Here is a 17,268-nt window from a genome sequence, read left to right on the forward strand (position 1 = left end):
CAAAGAGCATTTTTGTCGTTGTCGTTTTGTCAGAATCGACTTTATTAATATAGCATATCGGACTCTTATAAGTCAATAGCTTTTTTTAAAAAAGTTTTTCTGAACCCTCTCAAACAGCAACTTTTAAATAGTATCACGGCTTAATAAGTAAAAGCAACAACTTTTTTTGACCAAATGCCTGATCCCCTAGACAATCCTCTTGATAAACAGCTGCCGTGCCTCTGCCAAATTAATCACTCTGCCGTTTAACTCCACCAAAGGGCGGGTCGGATCGTTGCGATCGGCAAAAATGATTTTTCCAATTGACCCGTCAGTCAGTTCAACGGTCGTCCCTACGGAAAACTGGGTAAGCCCATTGACAAATGTATGTACCACAGCCGGATCCAGCTTTCCGTAACTATCCTTGAGCAGCTGTTCAACAGCCTGGTATGGAGAGACTGCTTTTTTATGAAGGTGATCAGAACACATGCCGTGGTAAACCTCGGCAACTGCTACAATTTTACTGTAGATATGGAGTTTATTGCCGACTAGTCCAAGGGGATATCCGGAACCGTCTTCCCTTTCATGATGTTGCAAGGCAGCAAGCGCAACTCCCTCGCTTAACCCGGAAACCCCTTTCGTCAATTGATATCCGTATATAGTGTGTTTTTTCATTTCCTCATATTCAATCGCGGTTAATCGTGTTGGTTTCCATAAAACTTTTGGGTCGATTCTTGTCTTGCCTATGTCATGGAGAATTCCTGCAAGAGATATCTGCACCCACTCTTTTTCCGGAAGTTTCATCCACTTGGCGATCATAAATGACAGCATCCCTACCGCAACAGAGTGTCCACAGACGTATTCTTCCTCGTTAGACACTTGCGGAAGCCACATTAAAATATTTGGATGATCTTGAACAATCGGAAGTAACGAAGCGAGGATTTTTCGCACTTCCATGACGGGAATATGTTGGCCGCCCATTACGTGCAGCATCAACTTTTTAAAAGATTGTACCGCCTCTTTATACGTGCGAATAAACTCTTGATCAACTGGCTTTAAAGACTCGACCTCTTCTTTTCCGTCCGCATCCTGTTTTTGGGGTGCCAATTCATCCACCGTTACTTTCGCAATCTTGAACGATTCAAGAATCTCCAATTCCCTTTCCTTTACCACAGTTCCCTTTTTGAATAACAATCCGCCCAGCGAAGTATGAACATCCTCAGCTAAACAAAATCCCATTGAGTTTTTTATAGCAATGACAGGCATAAGGGACCTCCAGGCTTAAAGACTTATAACTTGTTACATTCGTTCTAAGGTTTATAGTACTATTTACCTATTAAAACATCAATTGCTTAGGCCTGTTTTACAAGAGGAAGATTGCCCTGGACATACAAAAAAAGAACGGCTCCTGAATGGAAACCGTTCTACTTCTCCATTGATTTCAAGCTACTCTTCTTGCGTGTTCTCATCGTCCGCGAGAGATTCTCCAGCTTCATCCGGATGTGAATCGATCTCGCTGTCCTCTTCTGCTGTTACCTTGGCTACGGAACCGACTTCTTCGTTTTCGCCCAAGCGGATCAATTTTACACCTTGCGTATAGCGTCCCATGGTGGAAATGCCTTTTACTTCAAGGCGAATAATGATACCCGCTACTGTCACAATCATTAAATCCTCATTAGGCTCGACTACTTTCAAGCCTACCACGTAGCCGCTTCGTTCCGTCACGTTATGGGTCTTGATCCCTTTGCCGCCGCGGGATTGGATGCGGTACTCGGAGATTGGCGTTCGCTTTCCGTAGCCTTTCGCGGTAACGATAAGAACGTCGGCATCAGGTTTGACGACGTCCATGTCAATGACGTCATCGTCATCATCAAGGGTAATTCCTTTCACACCCGTGGCGACCCGCCCCATCGTGCGAACGTCAGATTCCGGGAATCGTACCGACATTCCCAGTTTCGTACCCATGATAATTTCCTGGTTGCCGTCCGTGAGGCGAACACCGATTAACTCGTCATCCTCGCGCAGGTTAACCGCAATTAACCCTACCTTGCGAATATGTTCAAATGACGACAGCTCGGTTTTCTTGACAATCCCCTTTTTCGTCGCAAAGAAGAGGTAGTTGTCTTGCCGGAATTCCTTCACCGGAATCACGGCGCTGACGCGTTCACCCTTTTCGATTTGAATCAGGTTGATGATCGGCGTACCTTTGGCCGTTCGACTCAAATCGGGAATTTCATACGCCTTCAAGCGGTATACTTTCCCCTTATTGGTGAAGAACATGAGGAAGTCATGGGAGTTGGTGATGTAGAGATGCTCGACAAAGTCATCGTCCCGCGTCCCGATGCCTTGGACGCCCCTGCCTCCCCTTTTTTGGCTGCGATAGGTGGAAACAGGCAAGCGTTTCACATATCCGCCATGGGTTAATGTGATCACCACATCCTCCTCGGGGATCAGGTCAGCATCTTCAATGCTGTTTTCGTCAAAGGTAATCGTCGTCCGGCGCTCGTCGGCGTACTTCGCGCGAATTTCGGACAACTCTTCGTTGATAATGTGATAAATCTTTTGTTCATCAGCGAGAATCGCACGCAATTCGGCAATTTTGGCGACCAGTTCTTGATACTCGTTTTCGATTTTTTCCCGCTCCAACCCGGTCAAACGCTGGAGTCGCATATCGAGGATCGCTTGCGCCTGTTCGTGGCTGAGACCGAAGTTCGTCATCAGCCCTTCCCTTGCCTCGTCGGTTGTCCGGGAAGCGCGAATGAGACTGATAATCTCGTCTATGTGATCAAGCGCAATGCGTAAGCCTTCCAATATGTGGGCACGGGCTTCCGCCTGTCTCAGTTCGTATTCGGTGCGCCTGCGAACGATCACGCGTTGGTGTTCCAAATAATGGTAGATAAGGTCGCGCAAATTGAGGACACGCGGGCGATTGTCTACCAGCGCCAGCATGTTGACTCCGAAGGTGCATTGCATTTGCGTCTGTTTATACAAATTGTTCAGTACGACCTTCGGAACCACGTCACGGCGAAGCTCGATGACGATCCGCATCCCCTTGCGGTCAGACTCGTCACGTAAATCAGTTATACCGTCGATCTTCTTCTCTCGAACCAATTCGGCGATCTTCTCGATCAATCGCGCTTTGTTTACTTGAAACGGGATTTCCGTCACGATGATGCGGGATTTGCTGTTGTGCTCCTCGATCGTCGCTTTGGCCCGCATGACGATGGAGCCTTTCCCTGTTTCGTACGCTTTCCGGATTCCGCTGTAGCCGAGAATCTCTCCCGCTGTCGGAAAATCAGGGCCTTTGATGATTTTCATTAACTCCTGAACCGTAATATCGGGGTTGTCAATCATCGCAGTAACCCCGTCAATGATTTCGCCCAAATTGTGAGGAGGGATGTTCGTAGCCATTCCCACCGCAATCCCGGAAGCGCCGTTTACAAGCAAATTGGGGAATCGGGAAGGAAGGACGACCGGCTCCTTTTCGCGCCCGTCGTAGTTGGGAACGAAATCAACCGTGTCTTTATCGATATCGCGAAGAAGTTCAAGGGCTACTTTGGACATTCTGGACTCTGTATAACGCATGGCCGCCGCCGGATCGCCGTCAACAGAACCAAAGTTCCCCTGTCCTTCAACCAGCATGTAACGCATATTGAAATCTTGTGCCAAACGCACGAGGGTTTCATAAATGGCGGAATCTCCGTGAGGGTGATACTTCGCCATTACTTCCCCGACTACGTTTGCCGACTTACGAAACGCCTTGTCCGGAGTGAGACCCATGTCATGCATTGCGTAAAGGATGCGACGATGCACCGGCTTTAGACCATCCCGTACGTCAGGCAAAGCCCGGCTGACAATAACGCTCATTGCGTAATCAATGAACGAACTGCGCATCTCCTGACTAATATCTACTTTTGGAAACCGAGACGTTTCTTCTGCCATAAACGATAAACCTCCAAAAGGTATTCAACAATAGTTAATTATATCACATAATGGTATACCCCGTCCAAATACACGAATGACCGCTAAAGTTGGGAACAATAAACGAGGGGCTGATGCCACCTCGTTTCCATTCAAGCTCGGCGCCGCAGACGCGGGACGCGCCAATCAAGGAATATAGAATCATAAGTGAAAGGCAATACTCTTATGATAGCACACATCAGCAACAATGAATCGAGGGATATGCATGCAACAACCGGCAGACTGTGATTTCTCTCCCATGAAACTGCAGATAAAACAAGACCTGGAACAAATCCTTTTCGATATTCAACAAAGCTTGGTAGGTCTGGATCAAGACCAGCAATGTCTGCTCGGCAAATTTGAGCAGATCAGGGAAAAATTTATCCAGATTGAATCAGCAGCTGCTACCTTTTATCTAAATTGTTACCTGTCGCCGTTTACGGATAAATATTTGGATCTGTCGATCAGCATCCAGCACCTTTCGGCACGACGGTATGGGGCATTGATCGTCGTTCAGCGGAACGACCCGCTTGATGACCTGATCCAACACGGGATTCCGATCGGAGCCACGATTTCCCACTCGCTGTTGGAATCCATCTTTTTTCCCGGCAGCCCGCTCCACGACGGGGCTGTCTTGATCCAATCCAACCAGATTGTATCAGCGGCAAACGTCCTCCCGCTTTCCCACTGGTCAAACGAAGGAAAGAAGCTTGGCACTCGCCACCGGGCAGCCCTTGGTTATCGGAGCAAAGTGACGCCATCGTCCTGGTTGTCTCCGAGGAGACCGGAAAAGCCTCTTTTGCTTCAAACGGTAGCCTTTATCCAGTTATTACCACATAATCCTGGCATTAACCGGTGTTTTACCGGCCCGCTTTCCCGGTATGGAACATACGGAACATTTGCGGAATAAAGTACCCTAAGTGTTATGAGAAAGAGAGGTACGTCCGTGCAGATTCATGTCGTGCAAAGAGGAGAGACCCTATGGCTGCTGTCGCAACGCTTCGGGGTGGAAGCTAACCAGATTGCTGTGCTCAACCAGCTGCCAGAGTTCAATATATTGCTGGTTGGTCAAGCACTTCTCATTCCCGAACCAGACCGAGAATACGTCGTCCAGCCGGGCGAAAACCTGTTTGTCATCGCCCGACGTTACGCCATCTCTACAGGAGAACTTGCAGAGGCCAACCAGCTGACAAATCCTGCCCTTCTCTATCCGGGACAGGTCCTAACCATCCCCGTTACACATGTCGTCAGACCCGGCGAAACGATTTGGCTGATCGCCCGGAAGTATCGTACAACCGTTCAAGCGATTGCAAGAGCCAATCAGTTGTTAGACCCTGCCCTTCTCTACCCGGGGATCGTGTTAAAAATACCGGATAAGCCCAAACCGACAATTGAAGTCAACGCCTTTACCAGCCAATTTGGCGAAGCCGGCGTTGAGGAAATCCGTTACCTCAACCGGTTTCTTACCTATATCAGCCCTTTTGCCTACCGGATCCAAAGTGACGGCAGTCTGGAATCGATACAAGATACCGCAGTTATCGGGGCCGCTGTGTCCAACCAGATCGTTCCGGTGATGACCCTGGCCAATTTTACCGCCGAAGAGTTTGGTTCAGATGTTGCCCACGACGTCCTTAGCAGCCCGGAGCGGCAAAACCGGCTGTTGGCAAACATCGTTGAGACGATGCGCGCAAAAGGGTACCGCGGCTTAAATATCGATTTCGAAAACGTTTTGCCCAGTGATCGCCAGTTTTACAACCAATTCCTGCAACGGACGGCAGATCGTCTGCACCCCGAAGGTTTTTTTGTCTCCTCATCGCTTCCTCCCAAGGTGACAGGGGAACAAAAGGGCTTGCTGTACGAAGCGCAAGACTATTCTGTACACGGGAAAATTCTTGACTTCGTCGTACTCATGACGTACGAGTGGGGGTATCGGCTCGGCCCTCCCCAAGCCATTTCGCCGATTGACCAGATCCGCGCCGTGCTTGATTACGCCACGACTGTCATTCCTAAAGAAAAGATACTGATGGGGATTGAATTATATGCACGCGATTGGCTCCTTCCGCATGTCCGGGGCCGGGAAGCAAAGACGTTCAGTATGCAGCAAGCGATTCGCCTGGCTGTTCAACACCGTGTTGAAATCCAGTACGACCCACGATCCCAATCCCCATTATACCGGTACACCGACGAACAGGGACGTCCCCATGAAGTCTGGTTTGAAGATGCCCGAAGCGTCCTGGCCAAGCTTAATCTGGTTCAGGAGTACAATTTGCGCGGCATTAGTTACTGGGAATTAGGCTTTCCCTTTCCGCAAAATTGGGTGCTGCTAAACGATCATTTTCGCATTCGCAAATATCGACAGGCATGATAGGCACTGTAACCTGCCAACAGTAAACTCATCCGAATGGCTGGAGATGAAACCCAACTTCCCCTGTGGAGTTGGGTTGAGTTTTTTCAAAAAGAATGGGCATAATCTACACGTTTTAGCTCACATCTGGTCTCTGATGACAAAGGGGGTGCTTCTATACAATGGCTCATGTCGACAGGAAACTGACACCAATCGAACTCCTGCAAAAGTTCATTTTTATCACCCTTGGAGCCGTATTAATGGCCCTTGCTTTAGAGGTATTCATTATTTTGTCCAAAGTCACCCCGATTTCACTCGGGATCTTTATTTTCGTGCTGAACCTCCCTTTCTTCTGGGCCGCAGACAAATCGGCAGAACCTTTGCCTTCTCAACGCTGTACGGCATCGCTGTGATGTCTGTATGTACGGTACTGCTGCACCATGTCCAGCCTTTTACCAATGAGAAAATTCTCGCGGTCCTGTTTGGCGGCTTGATTCTCGGTTTAGGCGTTGGTCTCGTCCTGCGATTCGGCGGTTCACTAGACGGAACAGAGATCGTCGCCATTCTTATTTCCAAAAAAACGAACATCCCCGTCGGGCAAATTATCCTGTTCATCAATGTTTTCATCTTCATCGTGGCCGGTTTTGTCTTTGGCTGGGATTCTGCCATGTACTCCATCTTTACGTACTACATCGCTTCCAGAGTGATGGACGTGGTGGTGGAAGGATGGGACGAATCGAAGTCAGTGACGATCATATCGGGCGCATACGAAGAAATTTCTCAAGCGATCATGGATCGATTGGGGCGAAATACCACTTTCTTCTACGGGAAAGGCGGTTTTAGCAAGGAAGACACCCATATTATTTACTGTGTGGTCAATCGTCTCGAAGTGGCAAAGCTGAAGGCGATCGTCCAGGAATTCGACAAAAAAGCTTTTATCGCCATTGAACATGTTTCAGACGTGTTGGGAGGCAATTTTAAATAAACCCGTTCTGGTAAAAGAAGCCTGACTTGGTTCAAACTGCGGCACAAGAAGCCGGAATTACCTCTGTTACCCGAATGAAAGTGATTGTCGGCAGCCAATGGATGGTTATTCCGGACGCTCTTTTGTTTGCCTTTTCCTGTATAAAGAAAAACTCTTGTGCGAAAACGGCCATTTTAGAGATTGAGAGCACCGCGGGCCGCGACTTGTACATCGACTAGGTGGAAGGAGATTAACAACTTGAACCAACGGGTTTATCTTCAGCGGCAAGTCCTGCAGGGAAACGAATCGCTGAACGGAATGATTTGATTCGGCTTCTGTTACCCCCCCACAAAACCAAGCAGTGCCCAATGTTGCGCAAACTGGTAGTTTGGAGATGACTCGCCATGCTGAATTGCTGATTATTGTCGATGCCGTTTTAACAGGAAGAGAGCCGGGGGAAGTTACGGTGTTCCCATGCAGCAGAGAAGGCGGATTCAACAAAGGCATATCCATGCACAATCGGCATTATTTCAAAATCAGCTTCGCAAGAATAAAAATCCCAAACCGGTCTAGAGCGATCGCTGCGAGGCTTTAGACTGGTTTGGTGTATTGGATGGAAAACGGCACAATCAGGTTTTCCAGACGGACCTCACGCAACATTCATGCAAGAGAAAAGCTTGCCCAGTGAAGGACAAGCTTTACCGGTCTATGGCCTGTTGCCGAAAAATCGCATCAGATATCCAGATTCCGGACGTTTCTCGCGAATTCCTCAATAAACTCGCGGCGCGGCTCAACTTCATCGCCCATCAGGGTTTCAAACACCATATCCGCATCCATCGCGTCTTCCAGGCTGACCTGAAGCAGCGTACGGGCATTCGGGTCCATCGTCGTATCCCACAGCTGTTCAGCGTTCATCTCGCCGAGACCTTTGTAGCGTTGGACAGAGGGTTTTGGCACCTCTTTTAAACTGGCCAGTACCTCGTCCCGCTGCCGGTCACTGTATGCATAATGCAGCGTCTTTCCCTGTTTGATGCTGTACAGGGGCGGTTGGGCGATGTAGATATACCCTTGTTCAATCAACGGCCGCATGTAGCGGTAGAAGAACGTCAGCAGCAGCGTGCGAATATGCGAACCGTCCACGTCGGCATCGGTCATGATAATCGTCTTGTGGTAACGAGCTTTGCTGATGTCGAAGTCCTCGCCGATCCCGGTGCCGAGCGCCGTGATGATCGCGCGAATTTCGTTATTGCTCAAAATCTTATCCAACCGCGATTTCTCTACGTTCAGGACCTTCCCACGCAGAGGCAGGATCGCTTGGAAGTGGCGGTCGCGCCCGGACTTTGCCGAACCTCCTGCAGAATCCCCCTCAACGATGAACAGTTCGCTCTCAGAAGCGTCCTTAGAAGAGCAATCAGCCAGTTTTCCCGGCAGCGAACCTACTTCCAGCGCGCTTTTACGCCGCGTCACTTCACGGGCTTTGCGGGCCGCCTCGCGAGCCCTTGCCGCCATCAAAGCCTTTTCGACAATTTTTTTGGCAACGGCAGGGTTTTCCTCCATAAATTTGTGAAACCGCTCGCCGAAGATGGATTCGGTAATCCCCCGTGCTTCCGAGTTGCCCAGCTTCGTTTTCGTCTGACCTTCGAACTGAGGGTCGGGAATTTTGACGGAGATGATCGCCGTAATTCCTTCGCGGACATCATCTCCCTGGAGATTGGCATCCTTCTCCTTCAACAGGTTGAACTTCCGGCTGTAATCGTTGATCACACGGGTAAGGGCCGTTTTAAACCCTACCTCGTGGGTACCGCCCTCTTGCGTATTGATATTGTTGGCGAACGAATAAATGTTGCTGACGTAGCTGTCGTTGTACTGCAGGGCAACTTCTACCTGCAATCCGTCCTTTTCGCCTTCGCAGTAGATAACCTCGTCATGCAGCTTTTCCCGGTTCTTGTTGAGGTACTCAACAAAGGAGATAATTCCCCCCTCGTAGTGAAAGACCTCTTTCTTTTCCTGACCGGGGCGTTGGTCTTCAAGGGAAATACGCAGTCCTTTATTGAGAAAAGCCAGTTCCCTGATGCGCTTCTGCAGGATTTCGTATTCAAATACAGTCGTTTCCGTGAAAATTTCCGGGTCGGGCTTAAAGGTTACCTTTGTCCCGGTCTCGTCCGATTCGCCGACAACGGCGAGATCCGCTTCCGGAACGCCACGGGTAAACCGCATAAAGTATACGTTGCCGTTTTGCTTTACCTCGACTTCCATCCACTCCGACAAAGCGTTTACGACGGAGCTGCCGACGCCGTGCAAACCACCGGAAACTTTGTATCCGCCGCCGCCGAATTTGCCGCCGGCGTGAAGGACCGTCAGAACCGTCTCGACCGTCGATTTGCCCGTTTTTTCATGGATGCCGGTGGGAATCCCGCGCCCATTGTCTGTAACCGTGATGGAATTGTCGGGACGAATATACACGTGAATTTCATCGCAATACCCGGCCAGCGCCTCGTCAATGGAGTTGTCGACGATCTCCCAAACGAGGTGATGCAGTCCGCGGCTTGAAGTCGATCCGATGTACATGCCTGGCCGTTTCCTGACTGCTTCCAAACCTTCGAGTACCTGTATCTGACTGGCATCGTAATTATGTTGCGTTGTTTGCTCCATTTTATGTCAACTCCTCAAGGTCAGTTTGTACAGAAGGAAACTGGTCCAGACTATCTACAAACTGAGCACGTCGCTTCAGGGTCAGGGAAGAAATTGGCGAACAGTAGATAGCATCCTTCGTGATGACGTAGGATTTTGTCTCATCCGTGCTGTGATCGACAAAGTGTTTCACTCTCCGTTCGTCTTCAATAAACTTTCTTGTGATTTTCGAAGTCTTCACGGATTGATGGTCAAGGATTGAGATAACGTCTTTGGAAAATACCACTGTATCCCCCCCGATGTGTATGAACACGCCTACCACCTTACCCTTCCATGCGAACTTTTCCTTCTTGTACCTCAAATCGGGCTGCATGCTGTAATACCTGATGTTTTAAGCCTTCCACACCCGTCGTACTTACAAACGTCTGGACTTTATCCTGGATCGTTTCAAGCAGCAGTGTTTGCCGATTTTCGTCTAATTCCGACAAGACGTCATCAAGCAAAAGGATCGGATATTCCCCAACCTCTTCCTTGATCAATTCTATTTCCGCTAACTTTAATGAGAGGGCAGTGGTGCGCTGCTGTCCTTGAGAACCATACGCTTGCACATCAATTCCGTTGATCTGGAGTGAGAAATCGTCACGGTGAGGACCAATCAGTGTGCTTCCGCGAAGCTTTTCCCGCTCAAACAATTGTTCGAGAGCGGCCAGGATTTGCTCGATAGCGGTGTGAGGTTCCATTTCATCCGTTACGGGTGATGAGTTTATATAATGCAAAGAAAGCGTCTCTTTGCCATCGGTGATGCCCGCATGGATATCCCTTGCCCAAGATTCCAGCTTGCGGATGAACTCAAAACGCTTCTTCAACAATTTTACCGTTAATTTAGCCAGTTGGGTATTCCAAATTAAAAGAATTTCCGAAGATTGGCCTTTTTTCACCGCAATGTCTTTTAAAAGCTGATTTCGCTGCGCCAAAACCTTGTTGTAGTTACTCAAATGGTACAGGTAAGCAGGAGAAACCTGGCCAATTTCCATATCCAGAAACCGCCGCCGTTGGGCCGGAGCTCCCTTGACAATAGCGAGGTCTTCGGGAGCAAACATCACAACGTTGAGAGCACCGATGTATTCACTTAATTTCCGCTGTTCCAGGCCGTTAACCTTCGCTTTTTTCCCTTTGTTCGTCAATTGGATCTCCAAACGGGTAGAGCCGTAACGCCGTTCGACCAGGCCGCGGATGACAGCGTAATCCCCTCTCCAGCTGACCAATTCCTTATCTTTGGCCGTCCGGTGGGACTTTGCCAAGGCGAGCACGTAGATCGATTCAAGCAAGTTCGTCTTCCCTTGGGCATTGTTGCCGACGATTAAATTAATCCGCTCGTCAAACGAAAGCGAAAGTGACCCGTAGTTTCGATAGTTCGTTAATGCCAAGTCCCGCAAGAACAAAGGATTGCTCTCCTCTCACTGCCGTGTAACTCTGAATTTCCCGTACCCTTCAATCTCTACGACATCGTCGGGATAGAGCTTGCGTCCGCGGCGGTTATCCCGTTCGCCATTGACGGCAATCGGGACCTCCGCGAGAAAATGCTTCGCTATTCCTCCTGTGTCAATGACCCCGGCCAGCTTTAAGAATTGACCAAGGGGAATGTATTCCGTGCGAATTGACACCGACTTATCCATGTGGCAGCTCCTCCGTTGTCAAACTAATACGTGCGAACAGGCAAGATCAAGTGCAGGATCCAATCGTGATCGGTCGGGCGAATAATGAACGGACTGGCAGCTCCGGTAAAGTTGGCCTTGATTTCGGCGCTGTCAATCGATCGAAGTGCCTCTATCATATATTTTGCATTAAACGAGATTTTTAGTTCATCTCCGTCTAATGACTTGGCAGCCACAACCTCTGTAACCCTGCCAATCTCCGGAGCATTGGAAGAAATTTCAATGTTTCCATCCGGCAGTGTAGCCAGGCGAACCACGTTCGTCTTTCCTTCCCGGCTGAGCAGCGAAGCCCGTTCAATCGATTGCAGAAGCTCTTTCGTATGAAAGACGATCTCTGTCTTGTTCGTCTGCGGGATAATCCGGGAAGTGTCCGGGTAGGTTCCTTCCAGCAGGCGGGAGAAAAACAGAATGTGGTTTGCCTTCACGAGAATCTGGTTTTCGCCGACGACGACATCAACCAACGTCTGTTCATCGTCGAGAATTTTCACTAATTCATTACAGCTTTTTCCCGGTACAACAATATTGTGAAAGCGCAGATCGGCAGGACATTCCACGTTCGCCGACCGGCTGGCCAGACGATGGCTGTCCGTGGAAACAAAGCGAAGCTGCCCGTCTTCGAGCGACCACATGATTCCCGTCAAGATCGGGCGCATTTCGGTAGTAGAGACGGCAAAGGAGGTTTGACGCAGCATCGTCTTTAACAAGTCACTGGGAACGCTAAATGATTTATCGTCTTCAATTTGCAAAAGCTGCGGAAATTCTTCCGAGTTCATTCCATTAATGGTAAACTCTGCTTGGCCAGAACGAATGAAGGTGACCAATCGATCGTCAACCTGCATGTGAATCTCGTTTCCCGGCAGCTTGCGAACGATCTCGCTGAAGATCCGCGCAGTCAAGACTACGCTTCCAGGCTGATGAACGGTAACCCCCCACTCATCTGCTTCTTCAAGCGGAATATTCACCTCAATGGAAATATCGGAATCACTCCCGGTCAACGTTAATCCATCTTGATCCGCTTTTAACTTGATACCGGTAAGAATTGGCATCGTTGTTTTTCCGGAGACAGCCTTCATAACGTGTGAAACTGCCAATGCTAACTTTTCGCGTTGAACCGTGATTTGCATTTTACGATTACCTCCATCTATTCGGGCGGTATACTTCTTCGCTCCATCGCTATTATGTGTGGATGAAGAGAGAGTCTTTACGTATATCCTTAGTTAATATAATAACAGAAATAGTAATAGGGGTTGTTAGTTTGTGGATATCCGCGGGATTTGCGGAAAAAGAGAGCCTATACACATGTGGATAAGGTGTGTATAGGCTTTTTCTTTGTTCACAGGTCAGTTGTTTGTCTTTAATTTCTCTATCAATTCCTGGATCGTAGCTTGCAGTTGCTGGTCAACCAGGATGGCCTTCGATATCTTGTCGTGAGCGTGGATGACTGTCGTATGGTCGCGTCCCCCAAATTCGTTGCCGATCTTCGGCAGAGAAGCGTCGGTCAGCTCACGGGATAAGTACATGGCGATTTGCCGCGGATATGCTACTGTTTTGGTCCGCTTTTTGGCTTTGAAATCTTCCATTTTGAGATTAAAGACTTCTCCTACAGCCCGCTGGATGTCAGCAATCGTAATCACGCGGGGCCGCGAAGAAGGAATGATATCCTTTAACGCCTCCGCTGCCAGGTGGGTATCAATGTCCCGATTGATCAGAGAGGAATAAGCTACGACGCGAATGAGTGCTCCTTCCAGTTCCCGAATGTTGCTGTCGATTTGATTGGCGATGTACATCATCACCTCATTGGGAATATCCAGGTTCTCCGCTTTGGCTTTTTTGCGGAGGATGGCGATGCGTGTCTCCAGATCAGGAGGCTGGATATCGGTAATCAGTCCCCATTCAAAGCGGGAGCGCAGCCTGTCCTCCAGTGTCGGAATCTCCTTTGGCGGACGGTCGGAGGAAATGACAATTTGCTTGCTTTCCTCGTGCAGCGCGTTAAATGTATGGAAAAATTCCTCCTGAGTCGATTCCTTCCCCGCCAAAAATTGGATGTCGTCAATCAGCAAAACATCCACATTTCGGTATTTATTTCGGAAGTCGACGGTTTTATTGTCCCGGATGGAATTGATAAACTCGTTTGTAAACTTCTCCGAGGAGAGATAGACGACTTTCGCGGTTGGATTATGCTGTATCACGTAATGTCCGATTGCGTGCATCAAGTGAGTTTTGCCCAATCCCACGCCTCCGTATATAAACAGCGGGTTGTACGCCTTGGCGGGAGCTTCCGCGACTGCAAGTGATGCAGCGTGGGCAAACCGATTGCCGGATCCGATGACAAATGTATCAAACGTGTACTTCGGATTTAAGATGCTGGGTGGCTGATCGTCAGAAATCACCGATGGATTGAAATTTTTTACAGGCGAAACAGGCAGATCGTCTTGATGATTGGCACTGGAATCTTGGGGAACAATGAATTTTACCTTCATATTTACCCCGGTCGTTTCATAGAGTGTATCGATGATTAAAGGAGAATAACGGGTTTCCAGCCAATCGCGGGCAAACTCATTAGGGGCAGTTACGATCAAGGCATCTTCCTCTAGCGTTGTAGCTTGAGTAGCTTTTAACCAGGTGTCAAAGCTGGGTTTACTCAATGTCTTCTCAATCTTCGCCAGTACCTTTCGCCAAAGATCGGTGATTGTGGAGTCCAACAAAAATCCCTCCCTTCTTTAATAGTACGGGATCCAACAGTCTATCTTTTTCCGGGATTTTTTTCCGGGATAAAAAAAGCATGCCTTCCTCAAGACTGCCTCATCCGTCGTGAAAAATTGCCTCAAAAGAAGGACCTGACTGCATCTTCGATAGGGCTTAATCAAAGCCTTTCTTGTATCGTAAATGTGGATAATTCAGCATAGGCCAGACTTCATTTTGCCTGAAAAAGTGAAAAAAAGAAGACAATTATCCGCAGCCATGTGAATAGTCAATTCACAAGGAAGAAAATCTGTCCACAAGATTATCCACATGTTGTGGAAAAGAGTGCAGTTAGCAAGGGTTATTCACGATTCAAAACACAACCATGATATCAAATAAACTCCGTGTTATCAATGGTTTTTTTGAACTTATCCACAAACACAACAACTTGTGTAAACGTCATGTTCACACCCCTATATTTTGTGTACAAGCTGTAGATATTTCTGGGGAAATCTGCATATGTGGATAATGAGAATATCCACAAGTACGGGAAATAATCAGTTGGGGATATTTACATTGTCATGTATTTGCCCAAAGCCGGGAGATATCTTGACTTTTTGCCCTGGACTTTTTATAATTCGAAAGAATGCCTGTAAGGGACGGAGGTGTGACGCAATGAAACCTAGCTTCAATCCAAATAACCGCAAGCGCAAAAAGGATCACGGGTTCCGCAAGCGTATGAGTACGAAGAACGGCCGCAAAGTATTGGCAGCCCGTCGTCGTAAAGGAAGAAAAGTACTTTCCGCATAGGCCACCAATGAACGTGGCCTTTTTTTTCTATATAGAAAGGGAAGATGTTTAAACATTATAGAAAAAAGAGGACGAAATTTGGGAATACTGGCTGGATGTGGCTTCTTTTTTTTACTATAATGTTGATGTTAGGGGCTGTTCACCTTGCATCATTCGCATCGCTTGAAAAAAAATGAGGACTTCCAGATTGTCTTTCAGAAGGGGAAATCGGCAGCCAACCGGCAATTTGTCATCTATGCATTGACAAATCGGGAGCAATCCGGGTTTCGCGCCGGGATCTCGGTCAGTAAAAAGATCGGGAATGCGGTTGTTCGGAACCGGGTAAAGCGATTGATCAGACAGGCGGTTGCCCATCTGGAAGAACAAATCACGCATTCCAAAGACCTCGTTATCATTGCACGTCAGGGTGTAGAAAAGCTGACCCTTCAGGAACTGGAAAGTGCGCTTCGCCACGCTTTGAAGCGGGCACATGTGTTGAAATCGGTTGAATCGGATAGGAAAAAAAGAGGGTGAGGGCATGTCTACCATTTTCATATGGTTGATTCGCGGCTACCAGTTGTTCATTTCTCCCCTTAAACCACCCAGTTGTCGATTTGCACCGACTTGTTCCCATTATGCGCTTGAATCGGTTCGAAGATTTGGTGCCTTAAAGGGAGGATGGCTGGCTGTCAAACGCATAGCCAAATGCCATCCGTTTCATCCAGGTGGGATTGATCCTGTTCCTGATATAGATAAAGGACTATGAAATACTTAAAGGAGGAACATCTTTTGAGAAGGCGTACCCTGACTTTTCTCTTGCTAGGATTAGGGTTCATGCTGATCCTATCAGGCTGTACCAGTATAACAAACGCTCCTCCCGTCGGACCGGATTCCACTTCGTTTTGGGACAAGTATCTCGTCTGGCCGTTGTCTTGGTTAATCAAGGAGTCTGCTACCTTGCTCGGAAGTTACGGGTTAGGCATTCTGGTTGCTACCGTCATTATCCGGCTCATTATTCTGCCGCTTATGATCAAGCAGATTAAAAGCTCGAAAAAAATGCAGGAGCTTCAGCCGGAACTGCAAAAAATTCGCGAGAAGCATAAGAATGATCCGCAGAAGGCACAGCAGGAAACCGTCCTATTGTTCCAAAAGAACAATGTCAATCCGCTTGCCGGCTGCTTGCCTTTGCTTGTACAAATGCCGATTCTGATCGCCTTTTATCATGCGATTATTCGCACACCGGAAATTTTTAAAAGCACGTTTATCGGCATTCAGCTAGGGTTGCATCCCAGTGAAATAGGTTGGTACGGCTACATTCTTCCCGTATTGGCTGCATTTACAACGTATCTGCAGCAGAAAATGATGGGGGCCGTTACACCGAACAATCCGCAAATGCAGATGTTTATGATCATGATGCCCTTGATGATTTTGGCGATCGGGGTAACACTGCCTGCTGCTCTTTCACTCTACTGGTTTTACGGGAATCTCTTTACAATTGTGCAAACGTATTTCCTTTACAGGAATAAAGATACGCAGTTGAGACCTAAGGAGGGGACCGCCAAGTGAAAAAGGTGGTGGCCACGGCGAAAACAATTGACGATGCTGTTGAGAAAGCGATACAGGAACTTGGGGTTTCCCGCGATCGCGTCTCTGTTCGGGTTTTAGAAGAACCTAGCAAGGGGCTTTTTGGATTCATCGGTTCCCGTGAAGCGAAGGTGGAGGTTGAATATGTCTTTGACCCCGTGGAAGAGGGACGCCGTTTTCTGGCAGATGTGATTCAGAAGATGAATGTACAAGCAAATATCGAGGTTGGTTCGCATGAAGAAGGCGTACTGTTTGATATCCAGGGGGAGAGCCTGGGTATGTTGATAGGCCGCCGCGGACAAACTTTGGATGCCATACAGTATCTTGTTAACGTCGTAGCTAACCGTCACGCCGACAAGCATGTCCGGATTATTCTGGACGTAGAAAATTATCGCTTGCGGCGCAAGGAAACACTTGAGCAGCTGGCTGATCGCCTGGCAAAAAAAGCAGTCCAGTCCAAGCGAAATGTTCGATTGGAGCCAATGGTCGCATCCGAACGAAAAATCATCCACGCCTTCTTGCAAAAGCGAATGGATGTCACTACGTATAGTGAAGGGGAGGAACCGCGCCGGTATATCGTGGTTGCACCCAAAGAAGCCTGAGCAGGGCTTCTTTTTTTT

Annotated in this window: 15 protein-coding genes and 2 pseudogenes; 9 read left to right on the plus strand and 8 right to left on the minus strand. The window is 48.3% G+C overall.

Translation table 11 applies throughout. The annotated features are described in order from the left end of the window. Positions 1–186: 186 nt before the first annotated feature. Together HGBM_RS09260 and gyrA are read right to left on the minus strand one after the other, a co-directional pair. The gene (locus HGBM_RS09260; protein WP_019120821.1) at positions 187–1,245 is read right to left on the minus strand and encodes an HD-GYP domain-containing protein; all 1,059 of its coding nucleotides are present in this window, start codon (positions 1,243–1,245) and stop codon (positions 187–189) included. A gap of 180 nt (positions 1,246–1,425) precedes the next feature. Next, a complete protein-coding gene (gene gyrA / locus HGBM_RS27095; RefSeq protein ID WP_019120822.1) occupies positions 1,426–3,921 on the minus strand; it encodes a DNA gyrase subunit A in 2,496 nt (831 codons plus the stop codon). Between the two features lie 244 nt (positions 3,922–4,165). On the opposite strand from gyrA, the pseudogene cdaS reads away from it, so the two are divergent. From cdaS to HGBM_RS09285, 4 genes and pseudogenes are all read left to right on the plus strand, one after another. Further along, positions 4,166–4,779, plus strand: a pseudogene (gene cdaS / locus HGBM_RS27100) (sporulation-specific diadenylate cyclase CdaS). Between the two features lie 106 nt (positions 4,780–4,885). Then, entirely contained in the window at positions 4,886–6,304 is a 1,419-nt protein-coding gene (locus tag HGBM_RS09275; protein ID WP_019120823.1) for a glycoside hydrolase family 18 protein, read from the plus strand. 161 nt (positions 6,305–6,465) lie between these two features. Continuing rightward, positions 6,466–7,268: pseudogene (locus HGBM_RS27105) on the plus strand (YitT family protein). Positions 7,269–7,294: 26 nt separating this feature from the next. Then, entirely contained in the window at positions 7,295–7,486 is a 192-nt protein-coding gene (locus HGBM_RS09285) for a hydrogenase/urease maturation nickel metallochaperone HypA (protein WP_019120824.1), read from the plus strand. Positions 7,487–7,979: 493 nt separating this feature from the next. Here the strand turns inward: HGBM_RS09285 and gyrB are convergent, their stop codons facing one another. From gyrB to dnaA, 6 genes are all read right to left on the minus strand, one after another. Continuing rightward, positions 7,980–9,899: a DNA topoisomerase (ATP-hydrolyzing) subunit B gene (gyrB, locus tag HGBM_RS09290; protein WP_019120825.1), complete on the minus strand. Its 1,920-nt coding sequence runs from the start codon at positions 9,897–9,899 to the stop codon at positions 7,980–7,982. Position 9,900: 1 nt separating this feature from the next. Further along, entirely contained in the window at positions 9,901–10,251 is a 351-nt protein-coding gene (gene remB / locus HGBM_RS09295) for an extracellular matrix regulator RemB (RefSeq protein WP_245552925.1), read from the minus strand. After that, a complete protein-coding gene (gene recF / locus HGBM_RS09300; protein ID WP_019120827.1) occupies positions 10,202–11,320 on the minus strand; it encodes a DNA replication/repair protein RecF in 1,119 nt (372 codons plus the stop codon). The genes remB and recF overlap by 50 nt, the downstream gene beginning before the upstream one ends. A gap of 15 nt (positions 11,321–11,335) precedes the next feature. Next, positions 11,336–11,554 (minus strand): S4 domain-containing protein YaaA, encoded by a 219-nt coding sequence (yaaA, locus tag HGBM_RS09305; protein WP_019120828.1) that lies wholly within the window; start codon positions 11,552–11,554, stop codon positions 11,336–11,338. 23 nt (positions 11,555–11,577) lie between these two features. Continuing rightward, positions 11,578–12,717 (minus strand): DNA polymerase III subunit beta, encoded by a 1,140-nt coding sequence (dnaN, locus tag HGBM_RS09310; protein ID WP_019120829.1) that lies wholly within the window; start codon positions 12,715–12,717, stop codon positions 11,578–11,580. A gap of 216 nt (positions 12,718–12,933) precedes the next feature. After that, the gene (gene dnaA / locus HGBM_RS09315; RefSeq protein WP_019120830.1) at positions 12,934–14,295 is read right to left on the minus strand and encodes a chromosomal replication initiator protein DnaA; all 1,362 of its coding nucleotides are present in this window, start codon (positions 14,293–14,295) and stop codon (positions 12,934–12,936) included. A 655-nt stretch (positions 14,296–14,950) separates the two neighbouring features. Between dnaA and rpmH the strand changes: the two genes are divergently transcribed. From rpmH to jag, 5 genes are all read left to right on the plus strand, one after another. Next, positions 14,951–15,085, plus strand: coding sequence for a 50S ribosomal protein L34 (gene rpmH, locus HGBM_RS29465; protein WP_003388866.1), 135 nt, complete (start codon positions 14,951–14,953; stop codon positions 15,083–15,085). A gap of 144 nt (positions 15,086–15,229) precedes the next feature. Further along, positions 15,230–15,598, plus strand: a complete 369-nt coding sequence (rnpA, locus tag HGBM_RS09320) for a ribonuclease P protein component (protein WP_019120831.1) — start codon at positions 15,230–15,232, stop codon at positions 15,596–15,598. Between the two features lie 4 nt (positions 15,599–15,602). Beyond that, positions 15,603–15,830: a membrane protein insertion efficiency factor YidD gene (gene yidD / locus HGBM_RS29470; RefSeq protein WP_218916990.1), complete on the plus strand. Its 228-nt coding sequence runs from the start codon at positions 15,603–15,605 to the stop codon at positions 15,828–15,830. A 23-nt stretch (positions 15,831–15,853) separates the two neighbouring features. Further along, positions 15,854–16,630: a membrane protein insertase YidC gene (gene yidC, locus HGBM_RS09325; RefSeq protein WP_026074293.1), complete on the plus strand. Its 777-nt coding sequence runs from the start codon at positions 15,854–15,856 to the stop codon at positions 16,628–16,630. Beyond that, positions 16,627–17,250, plus strand: a complete 624-nt coding sequence (gene jag, locus HGBM_RS09330) for an RNA-binding cell elongation regulator Jag/EloR (protein ID WP_019120834.1) — start codon at positions 16,627–16,629, stop codon at positions 17,248–17,250. Before yidC ends, jag begins: the two co-directional genes overlap by 4 nt. The last annotated feature ends 18 nt before the right edge of the window (positions 17,251–17,268 follow it).

The organism is Brevibacillus massiliensis, from assembly GCF_000311785.1.
In the GTDB taxonomy this organism is placed as follows: Bacteria; Bacillota; Bacilli; order Brevibacillales; family Brevibacillaceae; genus Brevibacillus_C; species Brevibacillus_C massiliensis.